At 70.3% G+C, this 20,811-nt stretch carries 19 protein-coding genes; all 19 read right to left on the bottom strand.

Annotated features, from left to right (window positions below):
• Positions 1-4: 4 nt before the first annotated feature.
• Entirely contained in the window at positions 5-1,603 is a 1,599-nt protein-coding gene (atpA, locus tag EAO70_RS31375; RefSeq protein WP_015036207.1) for a F0F1 ATP synthase subunit alpha, read from the bottom strand.
• 149 nt (positions 1,604-1,752) lie between these two features.
• Complete coding sequence (locus tag EAO70_RS31370; protein ID WP_148006188.1) at positions 1,753-2,568, bottom strand: F0F1 ATP synthase subunit delta; 816 nt, start codon at positions 2,566-2,568, stop codon at positions 1,753-1,755.
• Positions 2,565-3,110: a F0F1 ATP synthase subunit B gene (locus EAO70_RS31365; RefSeq protein WP_073808580.1), complete on the bottom strand. Its 546-nt coding sequence runs from the start codon at positions 3,108-3,110 to the stop codon at positions 2,565-2,567. The genes EAO70_RS31370 and EAO70_RS31365 overlap by 4 nt, the downstream gene beginning before the upstream one ends.
• A gap of 41 nt (positions 3,111-3,151) precedes the next feature.
• Positions 3,152-3,418: an ATP synthase F0 subunit C gene (gene atpE / locus EAO70_RS31360; RefSeq protein ID WP_055599282.1), complete on the bottom strand. Its 267-nt coding sequence runs from the start codon at positions 3,416-3,418 to the stop codon at positions 3,152-3,154.
• A 94-nt stretch (positions 3,419-3,512) separates the two neighbouring features.
• A complete protein-coding gene (atpB, locus tag EAO70_RS31355) occupies positions 3,513-4,322 on the bottom strand; it encodes a F0F1 ATP synthase subunit A (RefSeq protein WP_030321087.1) in 810 nt (269 codons plus the stop codon).
• A gap of 222 nt (positions 4,323-4,544) precedes the next feature.
• A complete protein-coding gene (locus tag EAO70_RS31350; protein WP_148006187.1) occupies positions 4,545-4,958 on the bottom strand; it encodes a hypothetical protein in 414 nt (137 codons plus the stop codon).
• 262 nt (positions 4,959-5,220) lie between these two features.
• On the bottom strand, positions 5,221-6,534 hold the full coding sequence (locus EAO70_RS31345) for an MraY family glycosyltransferase (RefSeq protein ID WP_148006186.1): 1,314 nt from the start codon (positions 6,532-6,534) through the stop codon (positions 5,221-5,223).
• A gap of 118 nt (positions 6,535-6,652) precedes the next feature.
• Positions 6,653-7,900, bottom strand: a complete 1,248-nt coding sequence (gene glyA, locus EAO70_RS31340) for a serine hydroxymethyltransferase (RefSeq protein ID WP_148006185.1) — start codon at positions 7,898-7,900, stop codon at positions 6,653-6,655.
• 92 nt (positions 7,901-7,992) lie between these two features.
• Positions 7,993-8,640: a protein-tyrosine-phosphatase gene (locus EAO70_RS31335; protein WP_148006184.1), complete on the bottom strand. Its 648-nt coding sequence runs from the start codon at positions 8,638-8,640 to the stop codon at positions 7,993-7,995.
• Positions 8,637-9,284 carry an L-threonylcarbamoyladenylate synthase gene (locus tag EAO70_RS31330; RefSeq protein WP_148006183.1) on the bottom strand — a complete coding sequence of 216 codons (648 nt, stop codon included), beginning with the start codon at positions 9,282-9,284 and terminating at the stop codon, positions 8,637-8,639. Before EAO70_RS31330 ends, EAO70_RS31335 begins: the two co-directional genes overlap by 4 nt.
• 49 nt (positions 9,285-9,333) lie before the next feature.
• On the bottom strand, positions 9,334-10,215 hold the full coding sequence (gene prmC, locus EAO70_RS31325; RefSeq protein WP_187284112.1) for a peptide chain release factor N(5)-glutamine methyltransferase: 882 nt from the start codon (positions 10,213-10,215) through the stop codon (positions 9,334-9,336).
• A gap of 46 nt (positions 10,216-10,261) precedes the next feature.
• On the bottom strand, positions 10,262-11,338 hold the full coding sequence (gene prfA / locus EAO70_RS31320; protein WP_148006181.1) for a peptide chain release factor 1: 1,077 nt from the start codon (positions 11,336-11,338) through the stop codon (positions 10,262-10,264).
• A 97-nt stretch (positions 11,339-11,435) separates the two neighbouring features.
• On the bottom strand, positions 11,436-11,654 hold the full coding sequence (gene rpmE / locus EAO70_RS31315; protein WP_030321069.1) for a 50S ribosomal protein L31: 219 nt from the start codon (positions 11,652-11,654) through the stop codon (positions 11,436-11,438).
• 225 nt (positions 11,655-11,879) lie between these two features.
• A complete protein-coding gene (locus EAO70_RS31310; protein WP_148006180.1) occupies positions 11,880-12,977 on the bottom strand; it encodes an LCP family protein in 1,098 nt (365 codons plus the stop codon).
• Between the two features lie 226 nt (positions 12,978-13,203).
• On the bottom strand, positions 13,204-15,240 hold the full coding sequence (gene rho / locus EAO70_RS31305; protein ID WP_315986260.1) for a transcription termination factor Rho: 2,037 nt from the start codon (positions 15,238-15,240) through the stop codon (positions 13,204-13,206).
• Positions 15,241-15,653: 413 nt separating this feature from the next.
• Positions 15,654-16,571: a homoserine kinase gene (gene thrB / locus EAO70_RS31300; RefSeq protein WP_148006178.1), complete on the bottom strand. Its 918-nt coding sequence runs from the start codon at positions 16,569-16,571 to the stop codon at positions 15,654-15,656.
• A 347-nt stretch (positions 16,572-16,918) separates the two neighbouring features.
• Positions 16,919-17,989 carry a threonine synthase gene (gene thrC / locus EAO70_RS31295; protein WP_148006177.1) on the bottom strand — a complete coding sequence of 357 codons (1,071 nt, stop codon included), beginning with the start codon at positions 17,987-17,989 and terminating at the stop codon, positions 16,919-16,921.
• Positions 17,990-17,996: 7 nt separating this feature from the next.
• Positions 17,997-19,289: a homoserine dehydrogenase gene (locus tag EAO70_RS31290; protein WP_148006176.1), complete on the bottom strand. Its 1,293-nt coding sequence runs from the start codon at positions 19,287-19,289 to the stop codon at positions 17,997-17,999.
• Between the two features lie 143 nt (positions 19,290-19,432).
• A partial coding sequence (gene lysA, locus EAO70_RS31285; protein WP_187284111.1) for a diaminopimelate decarboxylase occupies positions 19,433-20,811 on the bottom strand: 1,379 nt, incomplete at its 5' end.

Here is a 20,811-nt window from a genome sequence, read left to right as displayed (position 1 = left end):
GTCGTCACTTCGAGACGTTGACGGCGGCAGGAGCGTCCTCGCCCAGCAGCTTGCCGTCAGAGGTCTCGAACTGCTTCTTGAACTCCGCGATGGCGTCGCCCACGGCCGTCAGGGTGTCGTCGGACATCTTGCCGCCCTCACGGATGGAGGTCATGAGGCCCGAGTGGTTCTGACGCAGGTACGCCAGGAGCTCGGCCTCGAAGCGGCGGATGTCGACGACCGGGACGTCGTCCATCTTGCCGGTGGTGCCGGCCCAGACGGAGACGACCTGGTTCTCGGTGGGCATCGGCTGGTACTGAGCCTGCTTGAGCAGCTCGACCATGCGCTGTCCACGCTCCAGCTGCGCCTTGGACGCGGCGTCCAGGTCGGAACCGAAGGCGGCGAACGCCTCCAGCTCACGGAACTGGGCCAGGTCCACGCGGAGGCGACCGGAGATCTGCTTCATCGCCTTGTGCTGGGCGGAGCCACCGACACGCGAGACCGAGATACCGACGTTCAGAGCCGGACGCTGGCCGGCGTTGAACAGGTCGGACTCCAGGAAGCACTGGCCGTCGGTGATGGAGATGACGTTGGTCGGGATGAACGCCGACACGTCGTTCGCCTTGGTCTCGACGATCGGAAGACCGGTCATCGAACCGGCACCCAGCTCGTCCGAGAGCTTCGCGCAGCGCTCCAGGAGACGCGAGTGCAGGTAGAAGACGTCACCCGGGTAGGCCTCACGGCCCGGCGGGCGGCGCAGCAGCAGCGACACGGCGCGGTAGGCGTCGGCCTGCTTCGACAGGTCGTCGAAGACGATCAGGACGTGCTTGCCCTGGTACATCCAGTGCTGGCCGATGGCGGAGCCGGTGTACGGCGCCAGGTACTTGAAGCCGGCCGGGTCGGACGCCGGGGCGGCGACGATCGTCGTGTACTCGAGCGCACCGGCCTCTTCCAGGGCGCCGCGCACGGACGCGATGGTCGAACCCTTCTGGCCGACGGCGACGTAGATGCAGCGGACCTGCTTGTTCACGTCGCCCGAGCGCCAGTTGTCGCGCTGGTTGATGATCGTGTCGACACACAGAGCGGTCTTGCCGGTCTGACGGTCACCGATGATCAGCTGACGCTGACCACGGCCGACCGGCGTCATGGCGTCGACGGCCTTGTAGCCGGTCTCCATCGGCTCGTGCACCGACTTACGGGCCATCACGCCCGGGGCCTGCAGCTCGAGGGCGCGGCGGCCCTCGGTCGCGATCTCGCCGAGACCGTCGATCGGGTTGCCGAGCGGGTCGACGACGCGACCCAGGTATCCCTCACCGACGCCGACGGAGAGGACCTCGCCGGTGCGCTGCACCGACTGCCCCTCCTCGATGCCGCTGAACTCGCCGAGGACGATCGCACCGATCTCGCGCTCTTCGAGGTTCAGCGCGAGACCGAGGGTCCCGTCCTCGAACTTCAGCAGCTCGTTCGCCATGGCCGAGGGAAGACCCTCGACCTTCGCGATACCGTCACCGGCCAGGCTGACCGTGCCGACCTCCTCGCGCGAGGCCGCGTCCGGCTGGTACGACTGGACGAAGTTCTCCAGTGCGTCCCGGATCTCCTCCGGCCGGATCGTGAGCTCCGCCATCTGGGTTCCCTGCTCTCCTTGTTGGGCCCGAAGTTTCTTAAGGGGTCTGGGGGCCGACCCCCAGGAATCTTCTGCAATCTCTGCACGGCCCAACCGGGCCGCTGGTGATGCTGTGTAGCTGTGATGCCTTGTGCTGCTGGTGCCGGTCGTCAGCCGGCCAGTCGACGGGTCGCCTCGTCGAGGCGCTCCGCGATCGAGCCGTTGATGACCTCGTCGCCGACCTGCACCGTGATCCCGCCGAGGACCGCGGGGTCCACGTCCAGGTTCAGGTGCATCTCGCGGCCGTACAGCTTGGCGAGTACGGCTCCGAGGCGCTGCTTCTGCTGGTCCGACAGCGGCACCGCCGAGGTGACGACGGCGACCATCCGGTTCCGGCGCGCCGCGGCGAGCTTGGAGAGGGACTCGAGTCCCGCTTCCAGGCTACGTCCCCGGGGCTGGGTCACCAGACGGACGACCAGACGCTCGGTGGTGGCGTTGGCCTTGCCGCCGAGCAGGCTGCGGAGCAGCTCGCCCTTGGCGGTGGCCGTGGCGGACTTGTCCGTCAGCGCCGAGCGGAGCTCGTGGCTGGAGGACACGATCCGGCCGAAGCGGAACAGCTCGTCCTCGACACCGTCGAGGGCGCCCGCCTTCTGCGCCGCGGTGAGGTCGGCGGTGTTCGCCAGCTCCTCGGCCGCGTCGACCAGGTCACGCGAACGCGACCAGCGGGAACGCACCATGCCGGACACCAGGTCGACGGTCTCGCCGCCCACCTGACCGCTCAGGAGTCGCTGCGCGAGCTCGGCCTTGGCCTCACCCGACTGCGCGGGGTCGGTCAGGACCCGGCGCAGCGACACCTCGCGGTCGAGCAGCGTGGTGACTGCGGCCAGCTCGTCCGCGAGCTTCGTCGCGTCGACCGACGTGTTGTCGGTCAGCGCGTCGAGGGACTCACGGCCGGCGGCCAGTGCCTCACGGCTCGCTCCGTTCATCGGACGGCCTCCGCCTTCTCCTCGAGCTCGTCGAGGAAGCGGTCGATCGTCCGGCTCTGGCGGGCGGTGTCCTCGAGGGACTCGCCGACCAGCTTGCCCGCCAGGTCGGTGGCGAGCTTGCCCACGTCCTGCCGCAGCGAAGCGGAGGCGGCCTTGCGGTCGGCCTCGATCTGCGTGTGGCCGGCCGCGATGATCTCCTCGCGCTGGCGCTGGCCTTCCGCCTTCATCTCCTGGATGATCGCGGTGCCCTGCTCCGTCGCCTCCTGGCGGAGACGCGCGGCCTCGTGGCGGGCCTCGGCGAGCTGGGCCTTGTACTGCTCCAGCACACTCTGAGCCTCGATCTGGGCCGACTCGGCCTTCTCGATGCCACCCTCGATGGCCTCGCGGCGCTGCTCCAGAACCTTGTTGATGTTCGGGAGGAGCTTCTTGGCGAGGAAGCCGAAGACGATGACGAAGGCGATCAGGCCGATGACGAGCTCGTCGAGATGCGGGATCAGAGGAGGCTGGGGCTCCTCCGCCGCCGCAAGAAGCAGAGCGTTCACATCAGTGCCTTCCGTATAAAGAATCGGGCAGTCGGTCCGGCTTACTGGTAGACGAAGCCCATGACGATGCCGATGAGGGCGAGCGCCTCACAGAAGGCGAAACCCATGATCTGGTTGGTACGGATGAGACCGGCGGCCTCGGGCTGACGGGCGAGCGCCTGCGTACCGTTACCGAAGATGATGCCGACGCCGACGCCGGGGCCGATCGCGGCGAGGCCGTAGCCGATGGACGCGACGTTGCCGACGAGGGTGGTCTTGGCGGAGTCACCGGGGGCGGCGAGGTTGACCAGTTCGAGAGCAGCGGACATGCCGTTACTTCCTTCTCTTTCAATGACCCGGTGGGGGTTGGCCACCGGACGACTGTTGGATTGGGGGTGAAGCCACGATCCGGGACGGATCGGCTCAGTGGTGCTCGGAGAGCGCGCCCTGGATGTAGCTGCAGGCCAGGAGGACGAAGACGTACGCCTGGACGGCCTGGATGAAGAGCTCGAAGGCGGTCATCACGAGGACCATCACGAACGAGGCGCCGGCGTAGACGAAGCCCAGGCCGTTCATGAGGTACCAGGTGGCCAGCGAGAACATCACGATCAGCAGGTGACCGGCGAACATGTTCGCGAACAGTCGCACCGCGTGCGTGAAGGGCCGGATCAGCAGGTTCGAGAAGAACTCGAGGACGACGACCATCGGAAGGATCGCGCCGAGCGACTTGTCGTAGCCGACGATGTTCTTCCAGCCACCGACGAAGCCGTGCTTCTTGAACGTCAGCGAGATCCACATGACGTAGACGATCAGCGCGAGACCGGCCGGGAAGGCGATCAGCGAGGTGACCGGGAACTGGGCGAGCGGAACGATCGACCAGAGGTTCATGATCCAGACGAAGAAGAACAGCGACACCATGAAGGGGACGTACTTCTCGCCGTCCTTCTTGCCGATGATCTCGTAGACGATGCCGCGGCGCACGAAGTCGTAACCGGCCTCGCCGACCATCTGCATCTTGCCGGGGATCAGCTTGGGCTTGTTGAAGGCGGCCCAGAAGAACCCGACGACCACGATGGAGCCGAGGATGGCGAGCAGCATCGGCTTGGTGAACTCGATGCCCCCCACCGTGGCGATGGGCTCGTACATGAACGTGTGCAGGCCCGGCGCCGGGAAGCCACATCCACTGAAGATGTGGCAATCCGGGTCGAAGGCAAGCGTCTGGTCAGCACTCACCGCGGGCTCCTTCAGCGTGGCGCATAGGTACGGCAACCTCGTTGTGTCGGCGCGGCACGCAGCCGCGGGTCGGCACTGGACTGGTCTTACGGATTGGGGGGCGGCGGTCAGGCATCGAGCCTCGCGCTGGGACAGGCGTCTCGGATGCCCGCGCCCGCAGTGCCGCAGTTGGCACCGGACGATAGCAGGAAGCCGAACGCGGCTTTATCCCGGCCCTACCCTTCACGACTTCGACCCCGTGTTTCCGGGGTCGATGTACGTGATCTTGGCCTTCATGTAGGCACGCGCCTGTGCGGCGACCCACACCACGGTCGCCGCGAGCAGCGTGAAGGCGAAGGCCTTGAAGTTGAACAGGGTGGTGTCCTTGAGCAGAGCCAGGAAGATGAAGAGCACCAGCAACTGGGCCGTGTAGAGCATGAGCCCCATGGCCTGGAACAGATGCGGGAGCGACTTCGCCGTCCGCTGCAGGACGACCTGCCCGATCCCCATGAAGAGAAGCACGACCAGGGTGCCGACGACGGCGCCGAGCGCGCCCTTGCCACCGGCGACCACAGCGCTGATGACCGTGGCGATCGCGCCGACGGCAGCGGTGGGGATGACGGTGTGCAGAAGGATGCGTGCGTCGTTGGACGGCATGGCGGTGTCTCCGCTTGCTGAAGGGGGCGATGGTGTCGTCAAGGACGAGCGTAAGCCCGGTCCGAGGTGGGTCTCGGGGCCAAATGACCGTCGCACTACGGTCTTTCGGCACTGTCGCCGGGTCTCGTGAACCGTATCACAAACTATTTGAATAGGTCTTTACCCATAAGGTGTGCCAACAGTCACACATGAGAGTGACCCTGCGCGTGTGTGCGCGACACCACGGCGCGTTGTCTGCTAATGGCCGCGAATGCGGCTTTCGTCAACTCGGCGTTCCGGCCTTACGCCTGTCGGTGAAGCGGCCGCGGTTGCCGATGGCGGTGGACCCGTTGATTCCCGCGGGCACCGGAACGCGCTCCTCCTCGACCCGCGCCGGCGCCGGAGCGGCCTCCACGACGGGAACCCGCTTGCGGCGGCGGTAGCGGGGCGGTACGACCGACTCGGCCCAGCGGGGCGCACGCGGGGTGAAGCGCGGCAGCAGGAGCAGCACGAGGCCGATCGCGCTGAGCGCGACGACGCAGAGGACGATCCACATCGACGCCGAGTGGACCGAGTACGCCAGCGTCCCGAAGGCGATCAGCGCCGACCAGAAGTACATGATCAGGACCGCTCGGCTGTGCGAGTGGCCGATCTCCAGGAGCCGGTGGTGCAGGTGTCCGCGGTCCGCCGCGAACGGCGACTGGCCCTTCCACGTACGGCGCACGATCGCCAGGACCAGGTCCGCCATCGGGATCGCGATGATCGTCAGCGGCAGCAGCAGCGGGATGAAGACCGGCAGGGCGGCGTGCGTGGCCTCACGGGTCGAGCCCTCGAAGATCTTCAGCGCGTCCGGGTCGACCTGGCCGGTGATCGAGATCGCCGACGCGGCCAGGATCAGGCCGATCAGCATCGAGCCCGAGTCGCCCATGAAGATCCGCGCGGGGTGCATGTTGTGCGGCAGGAAGCCCAGGCACATGCCCATGAGGATGACGGTGAAGAGCGTCGCCGGGGCGGCGGCCTCGATCGTGTAGCCGTACCAGAGGCGGTACGCGTACAGGAAGAAGGCGGCGGCGGCGATGCAGACCATGCCGGCCGCGAGACCGTCCAGGCCGTCCACGAAGTTGACCGCGTTGATGGTGAGGACGACCAGGGCCACGGTCAGGAGCGTGCCCTGCCACGGGGTCAGCGAGACGACCCCGACACCCGGGATCGGCAGCCACAGGATCGTCAGACCCTGCGCCACCATGACGCCCGCCGAGATCATCTGCGCGCCCAGCTTGATCAGCGCGTCCAGTTCGAACTTATCGTCCAGGACGCCGATCAGCCAGATCAGGGCGGCACCGGAGAGCAGCGCGCGCGGCTCGTTGGAGAGCTCGAAGACGCTGTTCAGGTTCTGCAGGTGGTCGGCGACGAGGAGTCCCGCGCAGAGCCCGAAGAACATGGCGATGCCACCGAGCCGCGGAGTCGGTTCTCGGTGTACGTCTCGGGCACGGATCTCCGGCATCGCCCCGGTCGCGATGGCGAACTTCCGCACCGGACCGGTGAGCAGATAGGTCACCGCGGCCGTGACACAGAGCGTCAGCAGGTAATCACGCACGGGCTGCCCCACAGGTTTCGCTGGCCATCTCAGCCCCACACCCTAGCCGTGCCGTCCATGTGCTTGGAGACACCCCGGGGGCCCGAACGGTTGCACGGCGACTTCCCCGGACCGTTCCTCAGCCGCCATACGGGGGAAACCCGCCGGTCAGCGCCCGCACCTCGGCGCGTACCCGGGCCGTCTCCGCGGGGTCGTCCCGCAGCGCCGAGGTGAACAGCGCCGCGATCCGCGCCATCTCCGGTGCGCCCATCCCCTGGGTGGTGACCGCCGCGGTGCCGAGCCGGATCCCCCGCCCCTCGCCGTAGGGCAGGGCGCAGGTGTCCAGGACCATGCCGGCGGCGGCGAGCCGGGCGCGGGCGGTGCGGCCGTCGACGCCGAGGGGCGCGGGGTCGGCGGTGATGAGATGGGTGTCGGTGCCGCCGGTGGTCAGCGCGAAGCCCTCGGCGGCGAGCGCGGCCGCGAGCACGCGCGCGTGCTCGACCACCTGGTGGGCGTAGCCGGTGAAGGCCGGCGTGGACGCCTCCCCGAAGGCCACCGCCTTCGCCGCGATGGTGTGCATCTGGGCCCCGCCCTGGGTGAACGGGAAGACGGCCCGGTCGATCCGCTCCGCCAGCTCCTCGCCGCAGAGGACCATGCCGCCGCGCGGCCCGCGGAGCACCTTGTGGGTGGTCGCGCAGACGACGTCGGCGTACGGGACGGGGTTGGGCGCCGCTCCCCCGGCGACCAGGCCGATGGGGTGGGCGGCGTCGGCGATCAGGTAGGCGCCGACCTCGTCGGCGATCTCGCGGAAGAGGGCGTAGTCGAGGTGCCGGGGATACGAGATCGAGCCGCAGACGATCGCCTTGGGGCGGTGGTGGCGGGCGAGGGCGGCGACCTGCTCGTAGTCGACGAGCCCGGTCTCGGCGTCGACCCCGTACGGGACGAAGTCGAACCAGCGGCCGGAGAAGTTGGCGGGCGAACCGTGGGTGAGGTGCCCGCCGTGCCCGAGGCCCATGGCCAGGACCGTGTCACCGGGCCTGAGAAGGGCCGCGTACGCCGCCAGGACGGCCGAGGAGCCCGAATGCGCCTGGACGTTCGCGTGCTCGGCCCCGAAGAGCGCGGTGGCCCGTTCCACGGCGATCCGCTCGGCGGCGTCGGCGTACGCGCAGCCGCCGTGGTGACGGGCCCCGGGGTATCCCTCGGCGTACTTGTTGGCGAGCGGCGAACCGAGGGCGGCGAGGACGGCGGGCGAGGTGAAGTTCTCGGCGGCGATCAGCTGCAGACTGTCGGCCTGCCGCCGCGCCTCGCCGAGCAGCACGTCGGCGACCTCCGGGTCCTGCCGGCGCAGGACGTCGAGAGCCTCTTCGGGGGGAGCGGTGACCGGCATGGCTGACTCCGGGCGTGAAGGGATGTCAGCACCAATGTAGGCAGCCGGGCCCCCACCCGCCCGGCGAACAGAGCCCCGGCGTCAGCCTGCCGTCAGTCGCGCGCCCGCACGCCCGTCAGAGCCGTCACCACCGGGTCCAGGGCCTGGTTGATCTCGTCGCCGATCGAGCGGAAGAAGGTGATCGGGGCGCCGTACGGGTCGTTGACCTCGTCGGCGTCCACCGAGGGGGCCAGGAGCCACCCGCGGAGAGCCGCCGCCGCGCGGACCAGCGCACGCGCGCGTTCCACCATGCCCTCGTCGTGGGCGTCCGGGAGCGTCGCCGGGTCGATCGCCCGGACCAGCCGGGTGAACTCCTTCAGGGTGAAGGTGCGCAGCCCCGCCGAGTGGCCCATCGAGATGACCTGGGCGCGGTGGTCGCGGGTCGCGGTCAGGACCAGGTCGGCGCGGATGACGTGCTCGTCGAGGAGTTCGCGGCCGACGAAGCCGCTGTAGTCCGCGCCGAAGTCGGCGAGGACGAGTTCCGCGTTGGCCTCCATCGGGGCGCCCTCGTGGCCCCACGTGCCCGCGCTCTCCACGATCAGGCCGCCGCCCAGGGGATCGCCGAGGCGGTCACTCAGGGCATGGCGGGTCAGCCGCTCGGTGATGGGCGAGCGGCACACGTTGCCGGTGCTGACGTGGAGGATGCGGAAGGAGGTGCTGTCGTCGAACCCCGCTATGCCACGCCCCTCAGGGGCGGTCAATTCGCCACCTCGAGGTCGGGTACGACCTTCCGGAGCTCCTCCGGCGAGAGCGCGCCCTCGCGGAGCAGTACCGGGACCTTCCCCGTGACGTCGACGATGGACGAGGGGACGATGCCGGGCGTGGGGCCGCCGTCGAGGTAGACGGAGACGGAGTCGCCGAGCATCTGCTGGGCCGCGTCGCAGTCCTCGGGGGACGGGTGCCCGGTGAGGTTCGCCGAGGAGACGGCCATCGGGCCGACCTCGGTGAGGAGCTCGATGGCGACCGGGTGCAGCGGCATGCGGATGGCGACGGTGCCGCGGGTGTCGCCGAGGTCCCACTGGAGGGACGGCTGGTGCCGGGCGACCAGGGTGAGGGCGCCGGGCCAGAACGCGTCGACGAGTTCCCACGCCTGCTCGGAGAAGTCCGTGACCAGGCCGTGGAGGGTGTTCGGGGAGCCGATGAGCACGGGCGTGGGCATGGTGCGGCCCCGGCCCTTGGCGGCGAGCAGGTCCGCCACGGCCTCGCTGCCGAAGGCGTCCGCCCCGATCCCGTACACGGTGTCGGTGGGCAGCACGACCAGCTCGCCGCGGCGGACGGCGGACGCGGCCTCGCGCAGACCGGTCACGCGGTCGGTCGCCTCGTTGCAGTCGTATCGCCGTGCCATCAGTTCCCGGCCTCCTCGTACACGTGGTTCGTCTTCGCGGTCATGGCGGTCATGGCATTGCCTTGCGGGCGGTCGCGAAGCGCGGCCGGTTGTTCAGGTCCGGGTGGTCGGCGGCGTCCGCCCAGCCGGCCTCCTCGTTGAAGATCCACGGCACCTGCCCGCCCTGGGTGTCCGCGTGCTCGATGACGACGAGGCCGCCGGGACGGAGCAGCCGGTGGGCGGTGCGCTCGATGCCGCGGATGGTGTCGAGACCGTCCTCGCCGGAGAAGAGGGCCATCTCCGGGTCGTGGTCGCGGGCCTCGGGCGCCACGTACTCCCACTCGGTGAGCGGGATGTACGGCGGGTTCGAGATGACCAGGTCGACCTGGCCGTCCAGCTCGGGGAGCGCGCGGAGCGCGTCGCCCTGGTGGACGGTGACGCGGGAGCCCTCGGCGTTCTTCCGGGTCCAGACGAGGGCGTCGTCGGAGAGCTCGACCGCGTGCACGCGCGAGCGTGGCACCTCCTGGGCCATCGCGAGGGCGATGGCTCCGGAGCCGCTGCAGAGGTCGACGATGAGCGGCTCGACGACGTCCATCGCGCGGACGGCGTCTATGGCCCAGCCGACGACCGACTCGGTCTCCGGGCGGGGCACGAAGACGCCCGGCCCGACCTGGAGCTCCAGGTACCGGAAGAAGGCCCGCCCGGTGATGTGCTGGAGCGGTTCGCGGGCCTCGCGGCGGGCGACCGTCTCCCAGTAGCGGGCGTCGAAGTCCGCGTCCTTGACGTTGTGCAGCTCCCCCCGCTTGACGCCGTGCACGAACGCGGCGAGCTCCTCCGCGTCGAAACGCGGTGAGGGAACGCCGGCGTCGGCCAGCCGCTGGGTGGCCTGGGCCACCTCGGCAAGCAGCAGACTGCGGGGGCCTGGGGGTCGCCCCCCAGAAAGTGACTGCACGCTGGTCCTCCGTGGTGCGGGGTGGGGCTTACGGAACGGGCGCCACTTACGCCGCGGCGAGCTTGGCGGCCGAGTCGGCGTCGACGCAGGCCTGGATCATCGGGTCCAGGTCGCCGTCGAGCACCTGGTCGAGGTTGTACGCCTTGAAGCCGACGCGGTGGTCCGAGATCCGGTTCTCCGGGAAGTTGTACGTACGGATCTTCTCGGACCGGTCCACGGTGCGGACCTGGCTGCGGCGGGCGTCGGCGGCCTCGGCCTCGGCCTTCTCCTGGGCGGCCGCGAGGAGCCGGGAGCGCAGGATGCGCATGGCCTGCTCCTTGTTCTGGAGCTGGCTCTTCTCGTTCTGGCAGGAGGCGACGATGCCGGTCGGCAGGTGCGTGATGCGGACGGCGGAGTCGGTGGTGTTGACCGACTGGCCGCCGGGGCCCGACGAGCGGTAGACGTCGATGCGCAGGTCGTTGGCGAGGACCTCGACCTCGACGTCCTCGGCCTCGGGCGTGACAAGCACGCCGGCGGCGGAGGTGTGGATGCGGCCGGCCGACTCGGTGGCGGGCACGCGCTGCACGCGGTGCACCCCGCCCTCGTACTTCAGGCGCGCCCAGACGCCCTGGCCGGGCTCGGTGGCGCCGTTGCCGCCCTTGGTCTTCACGGCGACCTGGACGTCCTTGTAGCCGCCCAGCTCGGACTCGGTGGCGTCGATGATCTCGGTCTTCCAGCCGACGCGCTCGGCGTACCGGAGGTACATGCGGAGCAGGTCGCCGGCGAAGAGGGCGGACTCGTCGCCGCCGGCGCCCGCCTTGATCTCCAGGATGACGTCCTTGTCGTCGCTCGGGTCGCGCGGGACGAGGAGCAGGCGGAGCCTCTCGGTGAGCTCCTCCCGGTCCTTCTCCAGCTGCTTGACCTCGGCGGCGAAGTCCGGGTCGTCCTGGGCCAGCTCGCGGGCGGTCTCGATGTCGTCACCGGTCTGCTTCCAGGACCGGTAGGCGGCGACGATCGGGGTCAGCTCGGCGTAGCGCTTGTTCAGCTTGCGCGCGTTCGCCTGGTCGGCGTGGACCGAAGGGTCTGCGAGCTTCGTCTCGAGGCCGGCGTGCTCGCCGACCAGTTCCTCGACCGCCTCGAACATCGGGGGCTCCTGGGTGTTTCGTCAGTTGCTACGGGGACGGCAAAGCGCCGGTCCCGGCCGCCCGCGCGGGGCGACCGTGGACCGGCGCAGGGGCTCGCTACTTGGCGGAGCCGGCCTTGCCGAAGCGGGCCTCGAAGCGGGCGACGCGGCCGCCGGTGTCGAGGATCTTCTGCTTGCCCGTGTAGAACGGGTGGCACTCGGAGCAGACCTCGGCACGGATGGTGCCTTCGGTCAGGGTGCTCCGGGTGGTGAACGACGCGCCACAGGTGCAGCTGACCTGGGTCTCGACGTACTCGGGGTGGATCTCGCGCTTCAAGGTGTCTCCTAGTTTCGGGAGGGCTCCGGGTCGCTTCCGCAGGTCGCGGCAGGCGTGAACCGGGGCCGACGTACCAGTCTGCCAGGACTGGCCGCATCTCCCCAAACCGGGGTGAGGGGGAAAGTATTCCTGGCGCCCCGCGCGGGGGCCGGCGGGCTGCTCGACGCTGGCCCCGGGGACGGTCGGCGGGCTGCGCGACGACGCTCCCGGGGGCCGGTCGGCGGGCTACTTCACGATGCCGTCGGCCTGGCCGGTGGCGGCGTCCTTCGTCGCCGAGGCCGGGATCGGCAGGTCCTTCCTCAGGGCCGTCCAGACCTGCCGCGACTGGGCCTCCAGGGGCACGACGCGGTTGGGGTCGCGGGGGTCGTACTCGACGGGCAGCGTGACCATGTGGACGTTCTGGGCGCCGATGCCGGAGAGGCCCTTGGCGAAGCCCATCAGCTCCTGGACCGAGTCGAGCTCGGAGTCGGGCGTGATGGCCTTGGTGGCGGCGTCGGCGAGGTCGAGGAGCTTCTTCGGGTTGCTGAGGACGCCGACGTCCTTGACCTGGTTCATGAAGGCCTTCATGAAGGCCTGCTGGAGCTGGATGCGGCCGAGGTCGCTGCCGTCGCCGACGCTCTTGCGGGTCCGCACCAGGCCGAGGGACTGCTCGCCGTCGAGGGTGTGGGTGCCGGGCGCGAGGTCGAGGTGGCTCTTGCCGTCCCTGATGGGCGCGGTGGTGGTGATCTCCACCCCGCCGAGCTTGTCGATGAGCTTCTTGAAGCCGGTGAAGTCGACCTCGATGTAGTGGTCCATGCGGATGCCGGACATCGACTCGACGGTCTTGACGGCGCAGGCGGGCCCGCCGACCTCGTACGCCGTGTTGAACATGGCGCGCCGCTCGCCGGCGACGGTGGCGCCCTGCGCGTCGGTGCACTTCGGGCGGTCGACGAGGGTGTCGCGGGGGACGGAGACGACGCTCGCCCTCTTGTGGCCCTCGTAGACGTGGACGACCATCGCGGTGTCGGAGCGGGCGCCGCCCTCGTCCTTGCCGTAGGCGCCGTTGTCGCCGGAGCGGGAGTCGGAGCCGAGGACGAGGATGTCCAGGGAGCCGTTGTCGACGTCGTCGGGGCGGTCGGTGCCCAGCTGGGCGTTGATGTCGACGGTCTCGAGGTTGCCGTCGAGCTTGACGTAGACGTAGCCGAGGCCCGTGCCGCCGAGCACGAGGACGGCGAGGGCGCCGGAGACCAGCACGGCCGCCCTGCGGCTGCGCTTCGCGCGCTCCTTGCGGCGGCGGCCGTTCCCGGCGCCGGGTATTCGGCCGCTCTTGTTCTGCTCGCTCATCGCCATCCCTCGGGCCCTAGGTTCACCACGTGTGACGGTGAAGCGCCCAAAAGGGTTGCATACGGGCCTGTGAGGTTTGGGGGTGCGCGGGGGCAGCACAGCACTGCGCCCACCGTGCGGGGCACGGTGGGCGCAGTGGTTCACGCAGGTCACGACCGGATTACGAGGCCGAGGCCCCGATCGGACCGTCGGGCCGAAGTGTGATGCAGGTCACACCTCAGTCGCCTCAGTCGTCGTTCTTGCCGCCCGGCGTGGTCTTCTGGATCTGGAGCAGGAACTCGCCGTTCGACTTCGTCTGCTTCATCTTGTCGAGCAGCAGCTCGATCGCCTGCTGCTGGTCGAGCGCGTGCAGCACACGACGCAGCTTCCAGGTGACGGCGAGCTCGTCGCTGCCGAGCAGGATCTCTTCCTTACGCGTACCCGAGGCGTCGACGTCGACGGCCGGGAAGATGCGCTTGTCGGCGAGCTTCCGGTCGAGCTTGAGCTCCATGTTGCCGGTGCCCTTGAACTCCTCGAAGATCACCTCGTCCATGCGCGAACCGGTGTCGACCAGCGCGGTGGCCAGGATGGTCAGCGAGCCGCCGTCCTCGATGTTGCGCGCCGCACCGAAGAAGCGCTTCGGCGGGTAGAGCGCGGTCGAGTCGACACCACCGGACAGGATGCGGCCGGAGGCCGGCGCCGCGAGGTTGTACGCGCGGCCCAGACGGGTGATCGAGTCGAGCAGCACGACCACGTCGTGACCCAGCTCCACGAGGCGCTTGGCGCGCTCGATGGCCAGCTCGGCGACGGTGGTGTGGTCCTCGGCCGGACGGTCGAAGGTCGAGGAGATGACCTCGCCCTTGACCGACCGCTGCATGTCGGTGACCTCTTCCGGACGCTCGTCGACCAGGACGACCATCAGGTGGCACTCGGGGTTGTTGTGCGTGATCGCGTTGGCGATCGCCTGCATGATCATGGTCTTGCCGGTCTTCGGCGGGGCCACGATCAGACCGCGCTGGCCCTTGCCGATCGGCGACACGAGGTCGATGATCCGCGTGGTCAGCACGCCCGGGTCGGTCTCCAGGCGGAGCCGGTCCTGCGGGTAGAGCGGGGTCAGCTTGTTGAACTCGGGACGGCCTCGGCCGGAGTCGGCGGCCATGCCGTTCGCCGAGTCCAGGCGGACCAGCGCGTTGAACTTCTCGCGGCGCTCGCCCTCCTTCGGCTGCCGCACGGCGCCGGTGACGTGGTCGCCCTTGCGCAGGCCGTTCTTGCGGACCTGGGCGAGGGAGACGTACACGTCGTTCGGACCGGGCAGGTAGCCCGAGGTCCGGATGAACGCGTAGTTGTCGAGGATGTCGAGGATGCCCGCGACGGGGATCAGGACGTCGTCGTCCGCGACCTGCGGCTCGCCGGCCTGGAAGTCGTCACGGCCACGGCGTCCACGGCGGTCGCGGTAGCGGCCGCGGCGACCCCGGCGACCGCCGTCGGCGTCGTCGTAGTCGTCCTGCGGACCGGCCTGCTGGCCGCCGCCCTGCTGCTGGCCCTGGGTCTGCTGACCCTGGCCGCCCTGGCGCTGGCGCTGGCCGCCCTGGCCGCCGCCCTGCTGCTCGTCGCCCTTGCCGCGGTCGCGCTGACGGTCACGGCGCTCACGGCGGTCGCCGCGCTCCCCGCGCTCGCCGCGGTCACGGCGGCCACGGCCCTCGGCGCCGTCGCCGGCGGCCTCGGCCTTGGTGTCGGTGCCCGCGTCGGCCTTGGCCTCGGTACGGGTCTCGGTCCTGACCGCCTGCGCGGCCTCGGCCTTGGTCTCGCCCTCCGGAGAGCCGGCGGGGGCGGTGGCACGGCGACGACGACGCTCGCCCGCGGGCTGGTCGTCGGAGGCCGGCTGGCCCGGGATGTCGATCTGCTGCTGGGCGACGGCCTTCTCGGCCTTGTCGACCTTGGGCTCGGCGCCCTCGGCAGCGGTCTCACCCGTACGGGCCTTGGCGGTGGTGCGGCGCTTCGGCTTGGTCTCGGCGGCGTCGGCGGTCTTGGCGGGGGCGGCGGAACCTCCACCGGCCTGCGCCTCCTTGATGACCTCGATCAGCTGGCTCTTGCGCATCCGCGCGGTGCCCCTGATGCCGAGGCCGGACGCGACCTGCTGCAGCTCGGCCAGGACCATGCCCTCGAGGCCGGTGCCGGAGCGGCGGCGCCGTGCGGTGCCGCCGGTGGCAGCACCTGCGGCGGGCGCGGCGGCGTCGACACTGCTGTCGGCAGTCACGCCCATCAGATCGGTGGTGTCGCTCACGAAGGGTCCTTCCCTGGAGCGGACGTCGGCCATCTGGCTCGGCGACCGGTTGTGCTGTCCGGCAGCGGTCCCATGTGGGTGGACCGTGACCGGGGCGGTGGTCCCGCCGGGTACGGCGGAGAGAAACGTGCTGGGGTCCGGCCCGAGCGCCCCCTGCTCGGCCCTCACTGCTGAAGAGCGAGGGGTGTCGTGCCGGTTCCGGAGCGTGCTCGAAACTGCTCAGGCAGGCTGCTCAGGCAGTTGGGGAGGCTCCCGGAAGAATCGGTGGTCCCTGATGGGGACACTCAGCACCGCGCCACAAAGGCGCCGGGTGCTGACTTGAGGTTAACACTACCGGCTCCGACAAACATTCCCCCTCTCCCTCACCGGCAATCTCCTGTCCGGACGCTGCCCGGCGTCCGGCCGCCGTGCGCCTAGGGCGCCAGCGGAAGGACGCTCGCTCCGGAGGCGTCGAGGTCGAGCCGGTTCGCGGCCCAGCCCTCGCCCGCCAGGCGGGCGACCTTGTCGGCCGTCCCGTGTTCGGCCAGCGCGAGGACCGTGGGGCCCGCGCCGGAGATGACCGCGGGGACGCCGTCCGCCCGCAGCCGGTTCACGAGGGCGATGCTGTCGGGCATCGCGGGAGCCCGGTACTCCTGGTGCAGCCGGTCCTCGGTGGCCGCGAGCAGCAGCTCGGGGCGGCGGGTCAGGGCCTCGACGAGGAGGGCGGCGCGTCCGGCGTTGGCTGCGGCGTCCACGTGCGGGACGGTGCGCGGCAGGAGTCCGCGGGCGGTCTCGGTCAGGACCGCCTTACCGGGGACGAAAACCACCGGAACGATGGAATCCGAGGGATCCATCCTGATGGCCCGCGCGGCACCGGACTCGGTCCACGCGAGCGTGAATCCGCCGAGGAGACAGGCGGCGACGTTGTCGGGGTGACCCTCGATCTCGGTGGCCAGCTCCAGCAGGGCGGCCTCGTCGAGCCGGGCGTCCCCGCCTATCGTCACGGCGCGGGCGGCGACGATGCCGGCGCAGATGGCGGCGGAGGAGGAGCCGAGGCCGCGGCCGTGCGGGATGCGGTTGGCGCAGACGACCTCCAGGCCGCGCGGCTGTCCGCCGAGCAGGTCGAAGGCGGTGCGCAGGGAGCGTACGAGGAGGTGGCTCTCGTCGCGCGGGAGCGTCTCGGCGCCCTCGCCCGCGATGTCGACGTGCAGCCCGGAGTCGGCGACACGGACGACCACGTCGTCGTAGAGCCCCAGCGACAGGCCGAAGGCGTCGAAGCCCGGACCGAGATTGGCGCTGGTGGCGGGGACGCGCACCCGTACGGCGGCGGCGCGGAACGCTGGACCGGCCATCGCTCGATGACTCTCCTTGATTGCGACAACGGGTTGTTCTGGAACAGCGGGTGTTTCAGAAGGTGTTGCGAAGGGTGGTGCGGGGGTGCTTCGGCAGGGCGTTTCGGCGGGTGTTCTCAAGAGAAGTGCCGGGAACCCGGGGGCCGTTTCAGCCACGGAGGCGACGACGGCAACCACACCGCGCATATGCGTCGGGGCGGGTTCGGTACAGCCTATCGAAGGAAGGTTCTGCCGCGACATAGGGCGCACAGGAGGCGCACGATGCGTGTCGCGAGCCAACCTGTGCGCCTATGTACGTTCCTGATCGGGTTTCGACCAGCACGTTTCCCTGCGCGGAGGGGTGAGGATCAGGCCAGACCGAGGCGCTCGGCCGCGGCGACCGCGTCGACCGGGACGGTGACCGGCTGCGGCGCGCCGGCGACGGCCCAGTCGGGGTCCTTGAGGCCGTTTCCGGTCACCGTGCAGACGATCCGCTGCCCGGGGTCGACCTTGCCCTGCTCGGCGGCCTTCAGCAGACCGGCGACCGAAGCGGCCGAGGCCGGCTCGACGAAGACGCCCTCCTGCGCGGCCAACAGCCGGTAGGCGCGCAGGATCTCACGGTCCGTCACCTCGTCGATGAAGCCGCCCGACTCGTCGCGCGCGGCGAGCGCGTAGTCCCACGAGGCCGGGTTGCCGATGCGGATCGCGGTGGCGATCGTCGACGGGTCCTTGACGACCTCGCCGCGGACCAGCGGGGCGGATCCGGAGGCCTGGAAGCCCCACATGCGCGGGCGGTGCGTCGCGAGGCCGTCCTCGGCGTACTCGCGGTACCCCTTCCAGTACGCCGTGATGTTGCCGGCGTTGCCCACGGGCAGGACGTGGATGTCGGGCGCGTCGCCCAGCATGTCCACGATCTCGAAGGCGGCGGTCTTCTGGCCCTCGATGCGGACCGGGTTGACCGAATTGACCAGCGCCACCGGGTAGTTCTCGGAGAGGCTGCGGGCCAGGGTCAGGCAGTCGTCGAAGTTGCCGTCGACCTGGAGGATCTTCGCGCCGTGCACGAGGGCCTGGCCCATCTTGCCGAGGGCGATCTTGCCCTGCGGCACGAGGACGGCCGAGACCATGCCGGCGCGCACCGCGTAGGCCGCGGCCGAGGCGGAGGTGTTGCCGGTGGAGGCGCAGATGACGGCCTGCGCGCCCTCCTCCTTGGCCCGGGTGATGGCCATGGTCATGCCCCGGTCCTTGAAGGAGCCGGTGGGGTTGGCGCCCTCGACCTTGAGGTGCACCTCGCAGCCCGTGCGCTCGGAGAGGACCTGAGCGGGTACGAGCGGCGTGCCGCCCTCACGGAGCGTGACGACCGGCGTCGTGTCCGTGACCGGAAGGCGGTCCCGGTACTCCTCGATGATGCCGCGCCACTGGTGGGTGCCCTTGTGGGTCATGGGTCCTTTACTCCCCTTCAACACGCATGATGCTGGCGACACCGCGCACGGTGTCGAGCTTGCGCAGCGCCTCGACGGTCCCGGAGAGGGCGGCGTCGGGCGCGCGGTGGGTGACGACGACGAGGGAGGCCTCGCCGTCCTTGCCCTTCTGGCGCACCGTATCGATGGATACGCCGTGCTCGGCGAAGACCGTCGCGACCTGGGCGAGCACGCCCGGCTTGTCGGCCACGTCGAGACTGATGTGGTACCGCGTCACGACCTCGCCCATGGAGCTCACGGGCAGCTGGGTGTACGCGGACTCGCCGGGGCCCGTCGCCTCGTTGAGACGGTTGCGGCAGACGGCGACGACGTCGCCGAGTACGGCGGAGGCGGTCGGCGAGCCGCCCGCCCCGGGGCCGTAGAACATGAGCCGTCCGGCGGCGTCGGCCTCCACGAAGACCGCGTTGTACGCCTCGCGGACGGACGCCAGCGGGTGGCTGAGCGGGATCATCGCCGGGTGCACGCGCGCGGTGACGGACTCGCCGTCGGCGGCGCGCTCGCAGATGGCGAGCAGCTTGATGGTGCAGCCCATCTGCTTGGCGGAGGCGAAGTCGGCCGCGGTGACCTCGGTCATGCCCTCGCGGTAGACGTCGTCGAGGCGGACCCGGGTGTGGAAGGCGATCCCGGCGAGGATGGCGGCCTTGGCGGCGGCGTCGAAGCCCTCGACGTCGGCGGTGGGGTCGGCCTCGGCGTACCCGAGGGCGGTGGCCTCGTCGAGCGCCTCGGAGTAGCCGGCCCCGGAGGTGTCCATCTTGTCGAGGATGAAGTTCGTCGTGCCGTTGACGATGCCCATCACCCGGTTGATCTTGTCGCCGGCGAGGGACTCGCGCAGCGGGCGGATCAGCGGGATGGCGCCGGCGACGGCGGCCTCGTAGTAGAGGTCCTGGCCGTGCTCCTGGGCGGCGGCGTAGAGACTCGCGCCGTCCTGGGCGAGCAGCGCCTTGTTCGCCGAGACGACGGAGGCGCCGTGCTCGAACGCGGTGGTGATGAGGGTGCGGGCCGGCTCGACCCCGCCGATGACCTCGACGATCACGTCGATGTCCCCGCGTTTGACGAGGGCGGTGGCGTCGGTGGTGATCAGCTCCGGGGCGATGCCCTCGCGGACCTTGTCCGCGCGGCGGACCGCCACGCCGGCGAGCTCGACCGGGGCGCCGATGCGCGCGGCGAGGTCGTCGGCGTGCGTCGTCATGATGCGCGCCACCTCTGAGCCGACCACTCCACAGCCCAGCAGCGCCACCTTCAGCGGACGCGTACGCATCATCCGACCTCTTTCCCGTCCTACTTCGTATCTCTACGTTCGAGTCTCTGCGGTTCTCAACGGTGGATCCAGTCTCACTCACCGGACGGGGGTTTCAGCCCCTCGTCCGGATCGTGAGACATCTATTTCATCACTCGACTATTTCATCACCCGACGTCGAGACGCAGGAGATCTTCCTCCGTCTCGCGGCGCACGATGACCCGCGCCTCGCCGTCCCGGACGGCGACGACGGGCGGCCGGAGCGCGTGGTTGTAGTTGCTGGCCATGGAGCGGCAGTACGCGCCGGTGGCCGGCACGGCGATGAGGTCGCCGGGTGCCAGGTCCGAGGGCAGGAAGGCGTCCCGTACGACGATGTCGCCGCTCTCGCAGTGCTTGCCGACGACCCGGGAGAGCATCGGCGCGGCGTCGCTGGTCCGCGAGACGAGGTTGACGCTGTACTCGGCGTCGTACAGCGCGGTGCGGATGTTGTCGGACATGCCGCCGTCGACGCTGACGTACGTCCGCAGCCCGTCGAGCGGCTTGACGGTGCCGACCTCGTACAGGGTGAAGGCGGTGGGGCCGACGATGGCGCGGCCGGGCTCGACGGAGATCCGGGGGGTACGGAGCCCGGCGGCCTCGCACTCGCGCGTCACGATCTCGTTGAGCGCCTTGGCGATCTCGTGCGGCTCGCGCGGGTCGTCCTCGGAGGTGTACGCGATGCCGAGGCCGCCGCCGAGGTCGATCTCGGGCAGCTCGACGCCGTGCTCGTCGCGCACCTCGGCGAGCAGCTGGACGACGCGCCGCGCGGAGACCTCGAAGCCGGCCATGTCGAAGATCTGCGAGCCGATGTGCGAGTGGATGCCGATGAGCTCGAGCCCGTCCAGCCTCAGCGCCCGGCGGACGGCCTCGGCGGCCTGGCCGCCGGCGAGCGCGATGCCGAACTTCTGGTCCTCGTGCGCGGTGGCGATGAACTCGTGGGTGTGGGCCTCGACGCCGACGGTGACGCGGATCTGCACGGGTTGGCGGCGGCCGAGGGACTGCGCGATGTGCGCGACGCGCACGATCTCGGGGAAGGAGTCGAGCACGATCCGCCCGACGCCTGCCTCGACGGCCGTGCGGATCTCGTGCTCGCTCTTGTTGTTGCCGTGGAAGGCGATGCGCTCGGCAGGCATCCCGGCGGACAGGGCGGTGGTGAGCTCGCCCCCGGAGCACACGTCGAGGTTCAGTCCCTCCTCCGTGAGCCACCGCACGATCGCCCGGGAGAGGAAGGCCTTGCCGGCGTAGAAGACGTCGGCGTCCGGGCCGAAGGCCTCGGCCCAGGCGCGGCAGCGGGCACGGAAGTCGGCCTCGTCGAGGAAGTAGGCGGGGGTCCCGAACTCCTCGGCGAGGTCGGTCACGCTCCGCCCGCCGACGGTGGCGACACCGCGCTCGTCGCGCTCGACGGTCCGCGACCACACCTTGGGGTCGAGGACGTTGAGGTCGGCGGGGGGCGCGGTGTAGTGGCCCTCGGGAAGGACGTCGGCGTGGCGAGGACCTGCGGGGTGGG

Origin of the sequence: Streptomyces sp. adm13(2018) (assembly GCF_008042145.1) — a bacterium.
GTDB lineage: Bacteria > Actinomycetota > Actinomycetes > Streptomycetales > Streptomycetaceae > Streptomyces.
Note: the sequence above shows the minus strand (reverse complement) of the source record. Positions and strands in the feature narration are given on the sequence as shown.